This is a genomic window from Streptomyces sp. NPDC037083 (genome assembly GCF_055606485.1).
Genome location: NZ_JBVJSQ010000016.1, coordinates 186,606 through 202,634 on the forward strand (window position 1 = coordinate 186,606; position 16,029 = coordinate 202,634).

10 protein-coding genes are annotated in these 16,029 nt (G+C 72.1%); 2 read left to right on the plus strand and 8 right to left on the minus strand.

Annotated features, from left to right (window positions below):
• Nucleotides 1-114 precede the first annotated feature (114 nt).
• The 6 genes from serA to ACZ7DE_RS34900 all read right to left on the minus strand — a co-directional run bounded on the left by serA (nt 115) and on the right by ACZ7DE_RS34900 (nt 10,145).
• Entirely contained in the window at nt 115-1,704 is a 1,590-nt protein-coding gene (serA, locus tag ACZ7DE_RS34875; RefSeq protein WP_470768308.1) for a phosphoglycerate dehydrogenase, read from the minus strand.
• Nucleotides 1,705-1,938: 234 nt separating this feature from the next.
• Nucleotides 1,939-2,937: a ketol-acid reductoisomerase gene (gene ilvC, locus ACZ7DE_RS34880; protein WP_470768309.1), complete on the minus strand. Its 999-nt coding sequence runs from the start codon at nt 2,935-2,937 to the stop codon at nt 1,939-1,941.
• A 118-nt stretch (nt 2,938-3,055) separates the two neighbouring features.
• Nucleotides 3,056-3,580 carry an acetolactate synthase small subunit gene (ilvN, locus tag ACZ7DE_RS34885; protein WP_470768311.1) on the minus strand — a complete coding sequence of 175 codons (525 nt, stop codon included), beginning with the start codon at nt 3,578-3,580 and terminating at the stop codon, nt 3,056-3,058.
• Nucleotides 3,581-3,602: 22 nt separating this feature from the next.
• Nucleotides 3,603-5,450: an acetolactate synthase large subunit gene (locus ACZ7DE_RS34890; RefSeq protein ID WP_470768313.1), complete on the minus strand. Its 1,848-nt coding sequence runs from the start codon at nt 5,448-5,450 to the stop codon at nt 3,603-3,605.
• A gap of 234 nt (nt 5,451-5,684) precedes the next feature.
• A complete protein-coding gene (locus ACZ7DE_RS34895; RefSeq protein WP_470768315.1) occupies nt 5,685-8,777 on the minus strand; it encodes a putative bifunctional diguanylate cyclase/phosphodiesterase in 3,093 nt (1,030 codons plus the stop codon).
• 414 nt (nt 8,778-9,191) lie between these two features.
• Nucleotides 9,192-10,145: a 2-hydroxyacid dehydrogenase gene (locus ACZ7DE_RS34900; RefSeq protein ID WP_470768462.1), complete on the minus strand. Its 954-nt coding sequence runs from the start codon at nt 10,143-10,145 to the stop codon at nt 9,192-9,194.
• Between the two features lie 87 nt (nt 10,146-10,232).
• Here ACZ7DE_RS34900 and ACZ7DE_RS34905 point away from each other — a divergent pair, with 87 nt between their 5' ends.
• Both ACZ7DE_RS34905 and ACZ7DE_RS34910 read left to right on the plus strand, forming a co-directional pair.
• Entirely contained in the window at nt 10,233-11,228 is a 996-nt protein-coding gene (locus ACZ7DE_RS34905; protein ID WP_470768317.1) for an aldo/keto reductase, read from the plus strand.
• A 102-nt stretch (nt 11,229-11,330) separates the two neighbouring features.
• A complete protein-coding gene (locus ACZ7DE_RS34910) occupies nt 11,331-12,491 on the plus strand; it encodes a PQQ-dependent sugar dehydrogenase (protein ID WP_470768319.1) in 1,161 nt (386 codons plus the stop codon).
• Nucleotides 12,492-12,565: 74 nt separating this feature from the next.
• Here ACZ7DE_RS34910 and ACZ7DE_RS34915 read toward each other — a convergent pair whose 3' ends face one another.
• Nucleotides 12,566-12,856 (minus strand): DUF6191 domain-containing protein, encoded by a 291-nt coding sequence (locus ACZ7DE_RS34915; protein ID WP_470768321.1) that lies wholly within the window; start codon nt 12,854-12,856, stop codon nt 12,566-12,568.
• 45 nt (nt 12,857-12,901) lie between these two features.
• Nucleotides 12,902-15,994 (minus strand): helix-turn-helix transcriptional regulator, encoded by a 3,093-nt coding sequence (locus ACZ7DE_RS34920; RefSeq protein ID WP_470768464.1) that lies wholly within the window; start codon nt 15,992-15,994, stop codon nt 12,902-12,904.
• Between the last annotated feature and the right edge of the window lie 35 nt (nt 15,995-16,029).

Below are 16,029 nucleotides of genomic sequence, written 5' to 3' on the forward strand. Positions count from 1 at the left end.
CATACGAACGCCGGACGGGCTGAGGTTCTCAGCCCGTCCGGCGTTCGAGGACGAGGCCCCTTCAAGGCCGAAGCAGGGGCCTGGGGGCGACGGCCCCCAGTCGTGCGGCGACCCTCAGACGAGGTTCACGGCACGAGCGGACGTCGCTCCGATCTCCTCCGCGACCTCCGCCAGCACCCCGGAGGGAACCGTGTCGTCGACGGTCAGCACGGCCAGCGCCTCGCCGCCCACCGCCGCGCGGGCGACCTGCATGCCGGCGATGTTGATGCCCGCCTCGCCGAAGATCCGGCCGACGGTGCCGACGACGCCCGGACGGTCCTCGTACTTGAGGACGACCATGTGGTCGGCGAGCGCGAGGTCGACGTCGTACTCGCCGACCGCGACGATCTTCTGCAGGTGCTTCGGACCGGCCAGCGTGCCGGAGACCGACACCTCCTCGCCGTCCGAGAGCGTGCCGCGCACGGTCACCACGTTGCGGTGGTCGGCCGACTCCGAGCTGGTCGTCAGCCGCACCTCGACACCGCGCTCCTGAGCGAACAGCGGCGCGTTGACGTAACTGACGGTCTCGTCGACGACGTCCTCGAAGACGCCCTTGAGCGCCGACAGCTCCAGCACCTTCACGTCGTGCTGGGTGATCTCGCCGTAGACCTCGACGTCGAGGCGGACCGCGACCTCGCCGGCCAGCGCGGTGAAGATCCGGCCGAGGCGCTCGGCGAGCGGCAGACCGGGCTTGACGTCCTCGGCGATGACACCGCCCTGGACGTTCACCGCGTCGGGCACGAGCTCACCGGCGAGGGCGAGACGCACCGAACGCGCGACCGCGATGCCGGCCTTCTCCTGCGCCTCGTCGGTGGACGCGCCGAGGTGCGGGGTGGCCACGACCTGGTCGAACTCGAACAGCGGGGAGTCCGTGCAGGGCTCCTTCGCGTACACGTCGAGGCCGGCGCCGGCGACCCGGCCCTCCTTCAGCGCCGAGTACAGCGCCTCCTCGTCGACGATCCCGCCGCGGGCGGCGTTGACGATCCGCACGCTCGGCTTGACCTTGCGCAGCGCCTCGTCGCCGATCAGACCGACCGTCTCGGGGGTCTTCGGCAGGTGGACGGTGATGAAGTCGGCGACCTCGAGCAGCTCGTCCAGCGACAGCACCTTGACGCCCATCTGCGCGGCGCGCGCGGGCTGCACATAGGGGTCGTAGGCGACGACCTTCATGCCGAACCCGGACATGCGCTGCGCGACGAGCGCGCCGATGCGGCCGAGACCGACGACGCCGAGGGTCTTCTCGGCGAGCTCCACACCGGTGTACTTGCTGCGCTTCCACTCGCCGTTCTTCAGCGCGGCGTTGGCCTGCGGGATGTGGCGGGCGGTGGCGAGCAGCAGACCGCAGGCCAGCTCGGCCGCGGTCACGATGTTCGAGGTGGGGGCGTTGACGACCATCACGCCGGCCTTGGTGGCGGCGGAGACGTCGACGTTGTCCAGGCCGACGCCGGCTCGCGCGACGACCTTCAGCTTGTTCGCGGCGGCGATCGCCTCGGCGTCCACCTTGGTGGCCGAGCGGATCAGGATCGCGTCGACGTCGGCGATGGCCGGGAGCAGTTCGGCTCGGTCCGCTCCGTTGCAGTGCCGGATCTCGAAGTCCGGGCCAAGCGCGTCCACGGTTGCGGGCGACAGCTCTTCAGCGATGAGTACGACAGGTTTCGAGCTCACGTGAGTCCTCACAAGTCCAAAGCGTGCGGACGGCCGTCCCGACGGCCGCAGGCGGAGGAGGGGGCTAGCCGCGTGGAAGACGCACGACGCTGTGGGCCTGAACGCGTATATATGCAGCAGTGTAGTGCTGCGACGGAGGTCGCCTCATGCCTCCGCGGAAGGATCACCCGTCCGTGGTCGGACGGAATGGACAACGGGGCCGGAGCTGCGCGCTCCGACCCCTGTCCGCGAGGCTCACGCCTCTTCGTTCACCCAGCTCATCAGCTTGCGGAGCTGCTTGCCCGTGGTCTCCAGCAGGTGCTCGGAGTCCGCGTCCTTGTACTCGTTGTACTTCTTCAGACCGCCGTGGTACTCGTCCATCCAGTTCTGGGCGAAGGTGCCGTCCTGGATCTCGGCGAGGACCTGCTTCATCTCGGCCTTGGTGGCGTCCGTGATGATGCGCGGGCCGGTGATGTAGTCGCCCCACTCGGCGGTCTCGGAGACGCTCCAGCGCATCTTCTCCAGGCCGCCCTCGTACATGAGGTCGACGATCAGCTTCAGCTCGTGCAGGCACTCGAAGTAGGCGATCTCCGGCTGGTAGCCGGCCTCGACCAGGGTCTCGAAGCCCGCCTTGACCAGCGCCGCGGTGCCACCGCACAGCACGGCCTGCTCGCCGAAGAGGTCGGTCTCGGTCTCCTCGGTGAAGGTGGTCTTGATGACGCCGGCGCGGGTGCCGCCGATGCCCTTGGCGTACGACAGCGCCAGCGCGAACGCGTTGCCCGTGGCGTCCTGCTCGACCGCGGCGATCGCGGGGACGCCGCGGCCCTCCTCGTACTGGCGGCGGACCAGGTGGCCCGGGCCCTTGGGGGCGACCAGGGCGACGTCGACGCCGGCCGGGGCCTTGATGAAGCCGAAGCGCACGTTGAAGCCGTGCGCGAAGAACAGCGCGTCGCCGTCCTTCAGGTTCGGGGCGATGGACTCCTCGTAGACCTGGGCCTGGATCGGGTCCGGGATGAGGATCATGATGACGTCGGCCTCGGCGGCGGCCTCGGCCGGCGTCACCACGCGCAGGCCCTGCTCCTCGGCCTTGGCCTTGGACTTGGAGCCCTCGTGCAGACCGACCCGGACGTCGACACCGGAGTCACGGAGCGACAGGGCGTGGGCGTGGCCCTGGCTGCCGTAGCCGATGACCGCGACCTTGCGGCCCTGGATGATGGACAGGTCGGCGTCAGCGTCGTAGAACAGCTCGGCCACTTTGGGTTCTCTCCTTGGATGCAGGTGTTGCGTCCCACCGTATGACGGCGGGCGGAAGGGAAGTCTCGGGGTCTCGGCATACGGGCGGTCGGATGACGCCGACCGCCCGCTCCGCGTTTTAAGCCGACCGGTCGAGAGCGCGCAGCGACCGGTCCGTGATCGAACGGGCGCCACGGCCGATCGCGATCGTGCCGGACTGGACCAACTCCTTGATCCCGTACGGCTCCAGCATCTTGAGCATGGCGGACAGCTTGTCGCTGCCGCCGGTGGCCTCGATGGTCACGGCCTCCGGGGAGACGTCGACGGTCTTGGCGCGGAACAGCTGGACGATCTCGACGATCTGGGAGCGCGTCTCGTTGTCGGCGCGCACCTTCACCAGAACGAGTTCGCGGTGAACGGCCTGTCCCGGCTCCAGTTCGACGATCTTCAGCACCTCGACGAGCTTGTTGAGCTGCTTGGTGACCTGCTCCAGCGGGAGGGCGTCGACGCTCACCACGATCGTGATGCGGGAGATGTCGGCGTGCTCGGTGACGCCGACGGCGAGCGAGTCGATGTTGAAGCCGCGGCGCGAGAACAGGGCGGCGATCCGGGCCAGGATGCCCGGCTTGTTCTCCACCAGGACGGAGAGCGTGTGCTTGGACATGTCTTCTTTGCGTCTCTCTCGCTCAGTCGTCTTCGTTGTCGCCGAAGTCGGGGCGGACGTCCCGGGCGGCCATGATCTCGTCGTTGGAGGTGCCGGCCGCGACCATCGGCCACACCATCGCGTCCTCGTGGACGATGAAGTCGACGACGACCGGGCGGTCGTTGATCGAGTTCGCCTCCTCGATGACCTTGTCGAGGTCGTCGGGGGACTCGCAGCGGATCGCGTAGCAGCCCATGGCCTCGGACAGCTTCACGAAGTCCGGGACGCGCGTGCCCCGGGCGTCCGGGTTCACGTCGTTGGGTCCGGAGTGCAGCACGGTGTTGGAGTAGCGCTGGTTGTAGAACAGCGTCTGCCACTGGCGGACCATTCCGAGGGCGCCGTTGTTGATGATGGCGACCTTGATCGGGATGTTGTTCAGTGCGCAGGTGGTGAGCTCCTGATTTGTCATCTGGAAGCAGCCGTCGCCGTCGATCGCCCAGACCGCCTGGTCCGGCGCGCCGGCCTTGGCGCCCATCGCGGCCGGGACCGCGTATCCCATGGTGCCCGCACCGCCGGAGTTCAGCCAGGTGGCGGGCTTCTCGTACTGGATGAAGTGGGCGGCCCACATCTGGTGCTGGCCCACGCCCGCGGCGAAGATCGTGTTCTCGGGGGCGAGCTGTCCGATGCGCTCGATGACCTGCTGCGGGGAGAGCGAGCCGTCCGAGGGCTGGTCGTAGCCGAGCGGGTAGGTCTCGCGCCAGCGGCTCAGGTCCTTCCACCAGGCGCTGTAGTCGCCCTGCTGGCCCTCGCTGTGCTCCTTCTGGACCGCCTGGACCAGGTCCGCGATGACCTCACGCGCGTCGCCCACGATCGGGACGTCGGCGGTGCGGTTCTTGCCGATCTCCGCCGGGTCGATGTCCGCGTGGACGATCTTGGCGAACGGCGCGAAGCTGTCCAGCTTTCCGGTGACGCGGTCGTCGAAGCGGGCGCCGAGGGCGACGATCAGGTCGGCCTTCTGCAGTCCGGTCACGGCGGCCACGGACCCGTGCATGCCCGGCATGCCCAGGTGCTGCGGGTGGCTGTCGGGGAACGCGCCCAGCGCCATCAGCGTGGTGGTGACGGGCGCGCCGGTCAGCTCGGCGAGGACCTTCAGCTCGGCGGTCGCGCCGGCCTTGAGGACGCCGCCGCCGACGTACAGGATCGGCCGCCTGGCGGCGGTGATCAGCTTGGCGGCCTCGCGGATCTGCTTGGCGTGCGGCTTGGTCACCGGGCGGTAGCCGGGCAGGTCCATGACGGGCGGCCAGGAGAACGTCGTCTTCGCCTGGAGGGCGTCCTTGGCGATGTCGACCAGGACCGGGCCGGGGCGGCCGGTGGAGGCGATGTGGAACGCCTGCGCGATGACCCGCGGGATGTCCTCGGCCTTGGTGACCAGGAAGTTGTGCTTGGTGATCGGCATGGTGATGCCGACGATGTCCGCCTCCTGGAAGGCGTCCGTGCCGATCGCCTTGGACGCCACCTGGCCGGTGATCGCCACGAGCGGCACCGAGTCCATGTGGGCGTCGGCGATCGGGGTCACCAGGTTGGTGGCGCCGGGGCCCGAGGTGGCCATGCAGACACCGACCCGGCCGGTGGCCTGCGCATACCCGGTGGCCGCGTGGCCCGCGCCCTGCTCGTGGCGGACCAGGACGTGACGGACCCGCGTCGAGTCCATCAGCGGGTCGTAGGCGGGAAGGATCGCACCGCCGGGAATGCCGAATACCGTGTCGGCGCCGACCTCCTCGAGAGAACGGATGAGGGACTGCGCACCCGTCACGTGCTCGACGGACGCGGAGTGCTGTCCTCCGGATCGGGGCCGCGGCTGCGGATGGGCCCCGGTGGCCTGCTCGGTCATCGGCATTCTCTTCTCGATGCTGAGGGTTTTACTGAGAGTCGTGCTGGGGGGTGCTGCGGGTTTTGTGCAACAAAAAACCCCTCGTGCCAAAAGGCAAGCGAGGGGAGCGCGCCGGGTGTGGGTCGCTGCGAGTTCCGGTCCGCCCGGACGTCACCAGCTTCAGCCGACGCGCTTTCCAAGTACGAGAATTCGGGTGCGCATGGCATTGACCCTCCCCCTGGCGCGCACCGACTGTCAAGTGGGTGGGACGGGCGTCTCATTATGTGAGCGAAGGGCACTTCCGCTCCCCAGGACGGTGGTGACACCGCCGGCGGCGACGCCACCGGCGTGGACACCACTGGTGTACACCCCCGTTCCCCCGCCCGCGAACGCGGGCTCGGCGGGCCCGTGCGGCACCGGGTAGCGGCCCGTCGCGAGGGCCCGGCGCAGCCGGTACTCGTCCAGCGGCCCGGAGAAGGCCATGCCCTGGCCGTGCGTGCAGCCCATCGCGCGCAGAGCGACCACCTGCTCGGGCAGGTCGACGCCCTCGGCCAGGGACTGGAGCCCCAGGTCGCCGGCGATCCGCAGCAGACCGCTGGTGATCTTGTGCAGCCGCGCGGACTCGACGACGCCCTCGACCAGCGAGCGGTCGAGCCTGAGGATGTCGACGGGCAGCCGGCGCAGCGCCGTGAGGGCCGCGTAGCCGCTGCCGAAGCCGTCCAGGGCGATCCGGACGCCGAGGCGCTTCAGGGCCCCCAGACGGCGCTCCAGCTCGTCCAGCGGCACCCTCGGGTCGGTGTCGGCGAGCTCGACCACCAGCGATCCGGACGGCAGCCCGTGCCGCGTCAGCAACGCCTCCACGGAGCCCAGCGGCATCGACCGGTCGATGAGCCGCCGTGCGCCCACCCGCACGACCACCGGCAGGGTCAGCCCGCTCGCGGTCCGGTCGGCGGCCTGCTCGACGGCCTCCTCCAGCATCCAGCGGCCCAGCTCGGCCGTCTTGTCACTGTCCTCGGCGACCCGAAGGAACTCGGCGGGCGTGAAGAGCACCCCCTGCGAGGAGCGCCAGCGGGCCTGGGCTGCGACCGACGAGATCCGGCCGTCCTCGAGGCGCACCACGGGCTGGTGCAGCAGCGCGAACTCGCCGTCGTGCAGCGCCGCGCGCAGCCGCGTGGCCAGCTCCACCTTGCGTACGACGTCCTGCTGCATCTGTGGCTTGTACAGCTCGACCCGCCCCTTGCCGCCGGCCTTGGCGCGGTACATGGCGAGGTCGGCGTTGCGCAGCAGCTCACCGGCGCCGAGTCCCGGGTCGGCGAAGGCGACGCCGATGGACGCGGCGACCCGGACCTCGTTGCCGTCGATGAGGTACGGCTGGGAGAGCGTGATCCTGAGGCGGTCGGCGAGTTCCTGTATGTGCCGTTCGCGGGCGGCGCGGTCGCGGGTGCCGTCGCCGACGATCAGAGCCGCGAACTCGTCGCCGCCCAGCCGGGAGGCCGTGTCGCCCTTGCGCACCGCGTCCTGGAGCCTGCGGGCCGCCTGGACCAGCAGCTCGTCGCCGGCCGCGTGGCCGATGGTGTCGTTGACGGCCTTGAATCCGTCGAGGTCGATGAAGAGGACCGCGGTGTTGCGCAGGGCGGGCCCCCGGTCGGAGCTGCGCCGGCCGGACAGGGCCTGCTGGACGCGCCGGGTGAACAGCGCGCGGTTGGGCAGGTCGGTGAGCGGGTCGTGCTCGGCGTTGTGCTGGAGCTGGGCCTGCAGGCGTACCCGCTCGGTCACGTCCCGGCTGTTGAAGAGCAGGCCGCCGTGGTGGCGGTTGACGGTGGACTCGACGTTGAGCCAGCCCCCGTCGCCGGAACGGAACCGGCACTCGATGCGGGTGGTGGGCTCGTCCTGGGGACTGGCGGCGAGGAAGCGGCGCACCTCGTGCACCACGCACCCCAGGTCCTCCGGGTGGATGAGCCCGGCCAGTTCGGTGCCCACGAGCTCCTCGGCGGGCCGCCCGTAGACCCCGGCGGCGGCCGGGGAGACGTAGCGCAGGACGCCGCTGGGGGCGGCGATCATGATGACGTCGCTGGAACCCTGCACCAGGGAGCGGAAGTGGTTCTCCTTCTGCGCCAGTTCCTGGGTGAGGGTGATGTTGTCGAGCAGCATGATCCCCTGGCGCACCACGAGGGCGAGCACGACCGTGCCGCCGGTCAGCAGCACCACGCGGTCGACGCTGCGGCCGTTGAGGACGTTGTAGAGGATCCCCAGGGTGCAGACGGCGGCGGCGAGATAGGGCGTGAGCGCGGCCAGGGAGCCGGTGATGGGCCGGGTGACCGGATACCGGCCGTGGTCGCCCCCCTGGGGAGGCGTCTGCGCCTGCATGTGCAGCGGGGTCTGCGGCGAGGACGGCTGTGCGGCGCCGGACGCGTGCGGAGGCACCTGGGGGTGCCCGCCGGGGCGCTGCCCGGGCAGGTGCTCGCGCACCACGCGGGTGTGTCCCTCGTCCGCCGCCTGCCGACGGGAGGCGGCCCAGGGCGCGTACGCCAGGAGCAGCGAGCCGGCGAACCAGCCCGCGTCGAGGAGCTGGCCCGACCGGTAGTTGTTGTGCAGCAGCGGTGAGGTGAACAGGGCGTCGCACATCACGGTCAGCGCGAGGGCGCCCACGGCGGTGTTGACCGCCGTGCGGTTCACCGAGGTGCGCCGGAAGTGCAGCACCAGCACCATGCTGACCAGGGCGATGTCCAGCAGCGGGTAGGCCAGGGACAGCGCCGCGTGCGAGACGCTCGGACCGTCGAGCTTGGCCGCCTGGGCGAGCGCGAGGCTCCAGGAGAGCGTGAGCAGCGAGCCGGCGATCAGCCAGGCGTCCAGCGCCAGGCAGACCCAGCCCGCCTTCGTCATGGGGCGGGCGGCGAGTACGAGCAGCCCCACGATGGCCGGGGGCGCGAAGCACAGGAAGAACAGGTCGGCGAAGCTGGGGCTGGGCACGGGCCGCCCCAGGACCACCTCGTACCAGCCCCAGACCAGGTTGCCGAAGGCCGCCATCACCGAGGAGAGCGAGAACAGCAGCCAGGCGGGTCGAAAGCGGACCCGGCGGCTGCGCCCGTAGAGGAAGCACGAGACGGCGGCCGTGCCGGCTGCGGCGGTCAGCCCGAAGTCGCCCATGATGAGCGCGAGTCGGTCCGAACCCCAGCCGACCGCGGAACCGATGGCGTACCCCGCGCACAGCAGGGCCAGCAGCAGTTGGTGGACCAGGTTCGATCCGGTGCCGTCGGCGGACGGCGGCGCGGGGCGCGGCCTTCCCGCCGGGGGCTGCGGCCGCAGCACTCCGTCGAGGAGGGGCGTGGAGGTCGACGGCGAACTCACCGCGACCTCCCGGTCCGCGTCGCTCCCGGCCGCCCCGGGTCCCGGGGCGTCGGCTGCGTCTGCCTCCCGTGGCCGCCGCCGCACCCGCGGTGGTGAGGGCCGTGGTGAGTGCCGAGACCGGGTCCGCGCTCGGCCGAGCGCCAGGGTCGCCGGCGGCGGCTCCGCCGCGTCGGATCGTTCGTCCATAGGCCGTGCATCGCCCGTCGCCCCCCTCACAAGTCTGAAATGTCCATCCCTGACGCCGATCGTGCGCGGCGCAGCCCCTGTCGGGACGATACACCAGTCTCGTCACTCAGGGACATAGTTCCTCTACGCTGCGTGACGATCATCGGCATATGCGCCCGGATGAGGTACAGACCGCGTCCGGAGGACTGCGGAGGGTGTCCGGACCGGCCTACGGGACCGCCACGGCCGTCACGATCCGTCCGCCGTGCCCGTCGTAAGGATCACGTTGCGCAGCGGCCGCCGGTTCACGAAGCGGTCCAACTGGTCCGTCAGCAGGCGCTCGGCGCGGGGCCGGAAGGCGGAGGTGGGGCCGCCGACGTGCGGGCTGACGAGGACGCCCGGCGCGGTCCACAACCGGTGGCCCGGGGGCAGGGGTTCGGGGTCGGTGACGTCCAGGGCGGCGGTGATGCGGCCGCTGTCCAGTTCGGTGAGCAGCGCCTCGGTGTCCACGACCGGGCCGCGGGCCACGTTGACCAGCAGCGCGCCGTCCTTCATCCGGGCCAGGAAGTCGGCGTCGACCAGGCCGAGCGTCGTCTCGTTCAGCGGCGTGCACAGGATCACGACGTCCGCTTCGGGGAGCAGGGCGGGCAGTTCGGCGATCGGATGCACGGGACCGCGCGCCGTCGTGCGCCAGGAGCGCGCAGCGCGCGCCACCCGCGCCACCTCGAACGGCACGAGCCGGTCCTCGATGGCGGAGCCGATGGAGCCGTATCCGACGATGAGCACGTTCTTGTCGGCGAGCGCGGGCCGGAAGCCGCCGAGCCACTCCCCCCGGTCCTGGGCCCGCACGAAGTCGGGGATCCCGCGCAGCGACGCGAGGATCAGCGTGAGCGTGAGCTCGGCCGTGCTGGCCTCGTGCACCCCCCGCGCGTTGCACAGCCGCACACCGGGGGGCAACGAGGGCAGAGCCGACTGCACGTGGTCGATGCCGGCGGAGAGGGTCTGGACCACTTGCAGCGAGCTCATCGCGGGCAGCGGCCGCTGCCCGAGCTCGGCGGGCTTCATGTAGGGGACGACGTAGAAGACGCAGTCGGCCGGGTCGGCCGGGAAGTCCTCCTCTCCGTTCCAGAAGCGGTAACGCGGGCCCTGCGGGAGGCCCTCGATCTCTTCCGGCGGGATGGGCAGCCAGACGTCACGTGCCAGGTCAGCGGTCATGCCAGGAGGCTATGTCAGGTGCGCGTCGGCGCAGAGGTTAGGTTGGGGGGTCTGGCGAGGGAGGGTTTCGGGCAGGTGGAGCGCAGGACGATCGGCGCGGGGGCGCTCGAGGTGGGGGCCGTAGGCCTCGGGTGCATGCCGATGAGCTGGGCGTACAGCGGGTCGCGGCAGCGGGGCGACGAGTCGCTCCGGGCGGTGCACCGGGCGCTGGACGCGGGCTCGTCCCTGCTGGACACCGCCGACATGTACGGCCCGTTCACCAACGAGCTGCTGCTGGGGCGGGTGTTGAAGGAGCGGCGCGAGGACGCGTTCGTGTCGACGAAGGTCGGGCTGCTCGTCGGTGATCAGCACATCGTGGCCAACGGCCGTCCCGGGTACGTGAGACGGGCCTGCGACGCGTCGCTGCGACGCCTGCAGACGGACGTCATCGACCTCTACCAGCTGCATCGCCCCGACCCCGAGGTCCCGGTCGAGGAGACCTGGGGAGCGATGGCCGATCTCGTCCGGGCGGGCAAGGTACGGGCCTTGGGGCTGTGCGCGGTGGGGGCGCGGGGCGGTCGCCGGTCGGGAGGACTGCACGACGGAACGATTCGGCAGTTGCGGCGCGTGCAGCAGGTGTTCCCGGTGAGCGCGGTGGAGGCGGAACTGTCGGTGTGGTCGCCGGAGGCGCTGGGCAGCCTGCTGCCGTGGTGCGAGGCGCGGGGCGTGGGCTTCCTGGCGGCGATGCCGCTCGGCAACGGCTTCCTCACGGGCACGCTGACCCCCGGTCAGGGCTTCGAACCGGACGACATGCGCGCCCGCCACCCCCGCTTCACCGCCGAGATGATGGCCGCGAACCAGCCGATCGTCGTCGGCCTGCGCCGGGTCGCCGCCCGCCACGGCGAGACCGTGACGGCGGCGCAGGTCGCCCTGGCCTGGGTGCTGGCGCAGGGCCGGCATGTCGTCCCGGTCCCGGGCGCCAAGCAGGAGCGCTGGGTGACGGAGAACGCGGCGGCGGCCGGTCTGCGCCTGACGCCGCAGGACCTGGCGGAGATGGCGCGGCTGCCCGGGGCCAGGGGATCGTGGGAGTGAGTGCCGCTTCAGGGTGGTGCCGACGCGGATCGGGAACCCGGGAGGCGTGCGCCGCGTAGGACAAGTGGAGCCTGTCGAAGGAACCACCGTGCCGAAGGGACCATGATCGTGCGACGTCGAGCTGTGTCGGCCGTACTGGCCGCGAGCGCCCTGCTGGCGACCGCCGGCTGTTCCTCCGGCGGCGGGGGGTCGGCGGGGGCCTCCGTGAGCGCCTCGCCCCGTCCCACGGCCGCGCGGACCTCGCCGGCCGCCGAGAAGCCCCCGCCCGCGAAGGGCACGGTCACGGTGGTGCGCACGGTCGCCGAGGGCCTGAACAGCCCCTGGGGCCTCGCGCCCCTTCCCGAGGGCGGCCTGCTGATCGCCTCGCGCGACGAGGGGACGATCACGCGGGTGGACGAGAAGACGGGCGCGAAGACCGAGCTCGGCGAGGTGCCCGGCGTCTCCGCCGCGGGCGAGGGAGGTCTGCTGGGTCTCGCCCTGTCCCCCGACTACGCCTCGGACCGCATGGTCTACGCGTACTTCACCTCGGCCTCGGACAACCGCGTCGTCCGCATGATCTATGACGCGAAGCGGCCGGCCGGCGACCAGCTGGGGGCGCCCGACACGGTCTTCAAGGGCATCCCGAAGGGCATGATCCACAACGGTGGCCGGATCGCGTTCGGCCCCGACGGCATGCTGTACGTCGGCACCGGGGAGAGCGGCGACCGGGGTCTGGCCCAGGACAGGAAGTCCCTGGGCGGCAAGATCCTCCGCCTGACCCCGGAGGGCGAACCGGCCGCCGGCGACCCCTTCCCGGACTCGCCGGTGTACTCGTACGGCCACCGCAATGTGCAGGGGCTGGCGTGGGACGCCGAACAGCGTCTGTTCGCCTCGGAGTTCGGCCAGGACACCTGGGACGAACTGAACGCGATCGCGCCCGGCGCCGACTACGGCTGGCCGTCGGCCGAGGGCACGTCGAAGAACGCGAGGTTCCGCGATCCGATAGCCCAGTGGCACCCCGACGAGGCCTCCCCCAGCGGCATCGCCTACGCCGAGGGCTCGATCTGGATGGCCGGACTCAGGGGCCGGCGCCTGTGGCGCATCCCGCTCGACGGCACGACGGCCTCGGCCGCGCCGCAGCCCTTCCTCGAGGGCCGGTACGGCCGGCTGCGCACGGTGGTGGCGGCGGGCGGCGACAGGCTCTGGGTCACGACCAGCAACACGGACGGCCGCGGAGCCCCGAAGACGGGGGACGACCGGATCCTGGAGCTGCGGGTGAGCTGAGCACCGTCACGCGTCCAGCGCGGTCACTCCTCCCACGCCGTCACTCGTCCTGCGCGGTCACTCCTCCCACGCCGTCACTCGTCCTGCGCGGCCGCCTCGTCCACCGTCTTCTCCTGCGCCGGTGCCTCGACCGCCGTCGCCTCGACCGCCGGTGCCTCGACCGCCGTCGCCTCGACCGCCGTCGTCTCCTCCTGTGCGGGCTCCGGCTCGGCGGCCCGGACCACGACCTTTCCGGAGGCGAGGTCTATCGGCCCCCGCCCGGGATCGCCGTCGCCGACGTCCACCCGGGTCAGCTCCAGCCGGTTCTGCTCGTCCCGGGTGTGCTTGCGGCCCGGTGCGAAGAGTTCCTCGAAGGGGTTGAACATCGTTCTCCTCTGCCGTGCCGGATCGCGGTCGGCGTGGTCCGCCCATCATCCCGCGACCAGCCGGTCGTCGGCGCTGGGCGGGAACAGCCCCAGACGGTGGGCCACCGCCGCCGCCTCGCCCCGGCCCGAGACGTCGAGCTTGGACAGGATGTTCGAGACGTGGACGCTCGCCGTCTTCGGGGAGATGTAGAGCTCCTCGGCGATCTGGCGGTTGGTGCGGCCCTCGGACACCAGGCGCAGGACGTCGCGTTCCCGGCCCGTGAGGCCCAGGGCGGTGAGCGGGTCCACGGGCCCGGTCGGGGCGTCCGGCCGGCCCGGGGCGGAGGCCAGGGACAGGCGGGCGCGCCGGCCGAGCAGACCGACGGCGTCGACGAGGGGACGGGCCCCGAGGTGGACGGCGACCGCGTGGGCGAGGCGCAGGAGTTCGGCGGCCCGGTCGCGCTCGGCCTCCCCGCCGGCGGAGAGCAGCGCCTCGGCCAGGCGGTGCCGGGCGCGGGCGAGATCGTAGGGGCGTTCCAGGCACTCGAAGGCGCTGACGACCTCGCACCAGTCGTCCGGGTCGGTGCGGCCCTCGGCGCGCAGGAGTTCGGCGCGGACCCAGCGTTCGTGGGCCTGCCAGACGGGCGCGACGGTGACGAGCGTCCGGGCGGCCGCCCGGATGCGGGCGAGGAGGTCGGCGCGGCCCGCGTCGGCGGCGGGCAGCGCTCGGGCCTCTCCCTCTGCGGAGGCGGCGGCGAGCAGCAGGGGCCAGGCGTCGCGCTGGGTGCCGGGCGGAAAGCCGCGGTCGAGGACGGGCGCGATGTGGCCGCGGGCGTCCAGCGGCCGGCCCTGGGCCGCGGCCAGCTGGACGGCGAGGCGGGTGAGAGGGAGATGGTGCTGGGGGGCGTGCGCGTGGGAGCTGAAGAAGTGCCGCCCGGCGGCGAGTTGGCGGTCGGCCTCGGCGAGGTCGCCGCGGGCGAGGGCGAGTTCGGCGCGGAGGGTGGCGTTGGCGCCCCGGACCGCGACGCCCTGGCCCACCCGGCCGGCGGAGGCGCAGGCGCGCTCGGCCTCGTCCCAACGGCCCAGGGACAGGAGGGACTCGGCGAGGTTGCCCCACACCCAGGCCTCGGTGTCGGGCTGTCCGTGCCGCCGTGCGAAGTCGAGGCCCTGCTCCAGCATCGGGACGGCTTCCCGGGAACGGCCGACCGCCTCCAACTCGGAGGGGAGGTTGACGTAGGCGTTCAGGGCGACGGCGGGGGCGTCCTCGGCGAGCGCCCGTTCCCGGACCTCATGCAGCTCGGCGAGTCCGGCCTCGATGTGCCCGGCGTGGACCATGAGGACGCCGAGGACCTGGCGGGCGTCCAGCTCGGTCTCGCGGGAGCCGATCATGCGCGCGTACTCCACGGCCCGCTCGGCGGCCTCGTAGGCCTCGGGTCCGGGATCGTGGATCGTGGCCCACTTGGCGCTGTGGATGAGCACCTCGGCGTGCACCTCGCTGGGCTGCAGACCCCGCACCAGCTCCTGCGCGGTGGTCAGTTCCTCGCGGCCGCTGCCCCGCCCGAGCGAGCGGACCAAGCGGGAACGCTGCACCCAGAACCAGGCGGCGCGCTGGGGATCCCCCCGGCGCGAGGGAAGTGGGGAGCCAGGGGGACGGTCGTCCTCGTCCTCCAGCAGTCGCAGCGCCCGCTTGGCGATCGTCAGGGAGCGTTCGCGTTCCCCGCTGTACCGGCCGGCGACGGTGGCCTCGGCCATGAGGTCGAGGTAGCGCAGGGGGGTGGTCGCGGGGTCGCAGCCGCACGGGGGGTAGGCCTCGGTGTAGTCGACGGGGCGCAGCGCGGCCCGCACGTCCTCGGGGGCGGACTCCCACAGTTCCATCGCCCGTTCCAGGAGCCGTAGTTGCTCGCTGTAGGCGCGCCGGGAGCGCGCCTCCACGGAGGCGTCGAGGACGGCGGGCAGGGCCTTGGCCGGATCGTGGGCGTGGTACCAGTAGCTGGCCAGCCGCATGACGCGCTCGTCGGCGGGGACGAGCGTCGGGTCGGCCTGGAGGGCCTCGGCGTAGCGGCGGTTGAGGCGGGAGCGTTCGCCGGGCAGGAGGTCGTCGCTCACGGCCTCGCGGACCAGGGAGTGGCGGAAGCGGTAGCCGTCGCCGTCGGTGGTGGCGAGCAGGAGGTTGGCGTTCACGGCGGCGCGCAGCGCCTCGATGAGGTCGTCCTCGGCGAGCCGGGCGACGGCGTCGAGGAGCCGGTACTCGACGGTCGATCCGCCTTCGGCCACGATCCGGGCGACGTTCTGGGCGCACTCGGGCAGCGCCTCGACGCGGACGAGCAGCAGGTCGCGCAGGGAGTCGGTGAGGCCGGTGCAGCAGCCCTCGTGGGCGGCGACGGCCAGTTCCTCGACGAAGAAGGCGTTGCCGTCGGAGCGTTCGAAGATGTCGTCGACCTGGGCGGGGTCGGGTTCCCGGGCCAGGATGCCGGCGATCTGGCGGCAGACCTCGTCGCGGGTGAGCCGGTCCAGTTCGAGGCGCCGGACGGTGCGCAGCCGGTCGAGTTCGGCGAGCAGGGGGCGCAGCGGGTGGCGGCGGTGGATGTCGTCGGCGCGGTAGGTGGCGAGCACGACGAGACGGCCGGTGCGCAGGGTGCGCAGCAGGTAGGACAGCAGGTGGCGGGTGGAGGCGTCGGCCCAGTGCAGGTCCTCCAGGACGAGGACGACCGTGTGCTCGGCGGCGACGCGTTCCAGGAGCCGGGCGGTGAGTTCGAAGAGCCGGGCCAAGCCCTCCTCGTCGTGGCGTGCGGTCCCGCTGTGTCCAAGTTCCGGCAGCAGCCGGGCGAGTTCCTCCTCCTGGCCTGCCGCGCAGGCGGCCAGTTCGTCCGGCAGGGCGCGGCGCAGGGCGCGCAGGGCGGTGGAGAACGGGGCGAAGGGCAGCCCGTCGGCGCCGATCTCGACGCAGCCGCCCAGGGCGAGGACGGCGCCCCGGCGGCAGGCGGCCGTGGCGAACTCCTCGACGAGCCGGGTCTTGCCGACCCCGGCCTCGCCGCCGATGAGCAGCGCCTGCGGCTCTCCCGCGGCGGCGCGGGAGAGCGCGTCGTACAGGGTGTCCAACTCGTCGGTGCGGCCGACGAAGACGGGGCTGACGGACCTGGTCTCCACGGAGGCGAGCATCGCATGCGCGTCCGGGGAGGGCCCAGCGGTTATCG

What these genes read in the sequence shown, in the direction of transcription:
- ACZ7DE_RS34915 (WP_470768321.1), bottom strand. Translation starts at nt 12,856, where the DNA reads ATGTTCAACCCCTTCGAGGAACTCTTCGCACCGGGCCGCAAGCACACC.
- ACZ7DE_RS34890 (WP_470768313.1), bottom strand. Translation starts at nt 5,450, where the DNA reads ATGACCGAGCAGGCCACCGGGGCCCATCCGCAGCCGCGGCCCCGATCC.
- ACZ7DE_RS34910 (WP_470768319.1), top strand. Translation starts at nt 11,331, where the DNA reads ATGATCGTGCGACGTCGAGCTGTGTCGGCCGTACTGGCCGCGAGCGCC.
- ilvN (WP_470768311.1), bottom strand. Translation starts at nt 3,580, where the DNA reads ATGTCCAAGCACACGCTCTCCGTCCTGGTGGAGAACAAGCCGGGCATC.
- ACZ7DE_RS34920 (WP_470768464.1), bottom strand. Translation starts at nt 15,994, where the DNA reads ATGCTCGCCTCCGTGGAGACCAGGTCCGTCAGCCCCGTCTTCGTCGGC.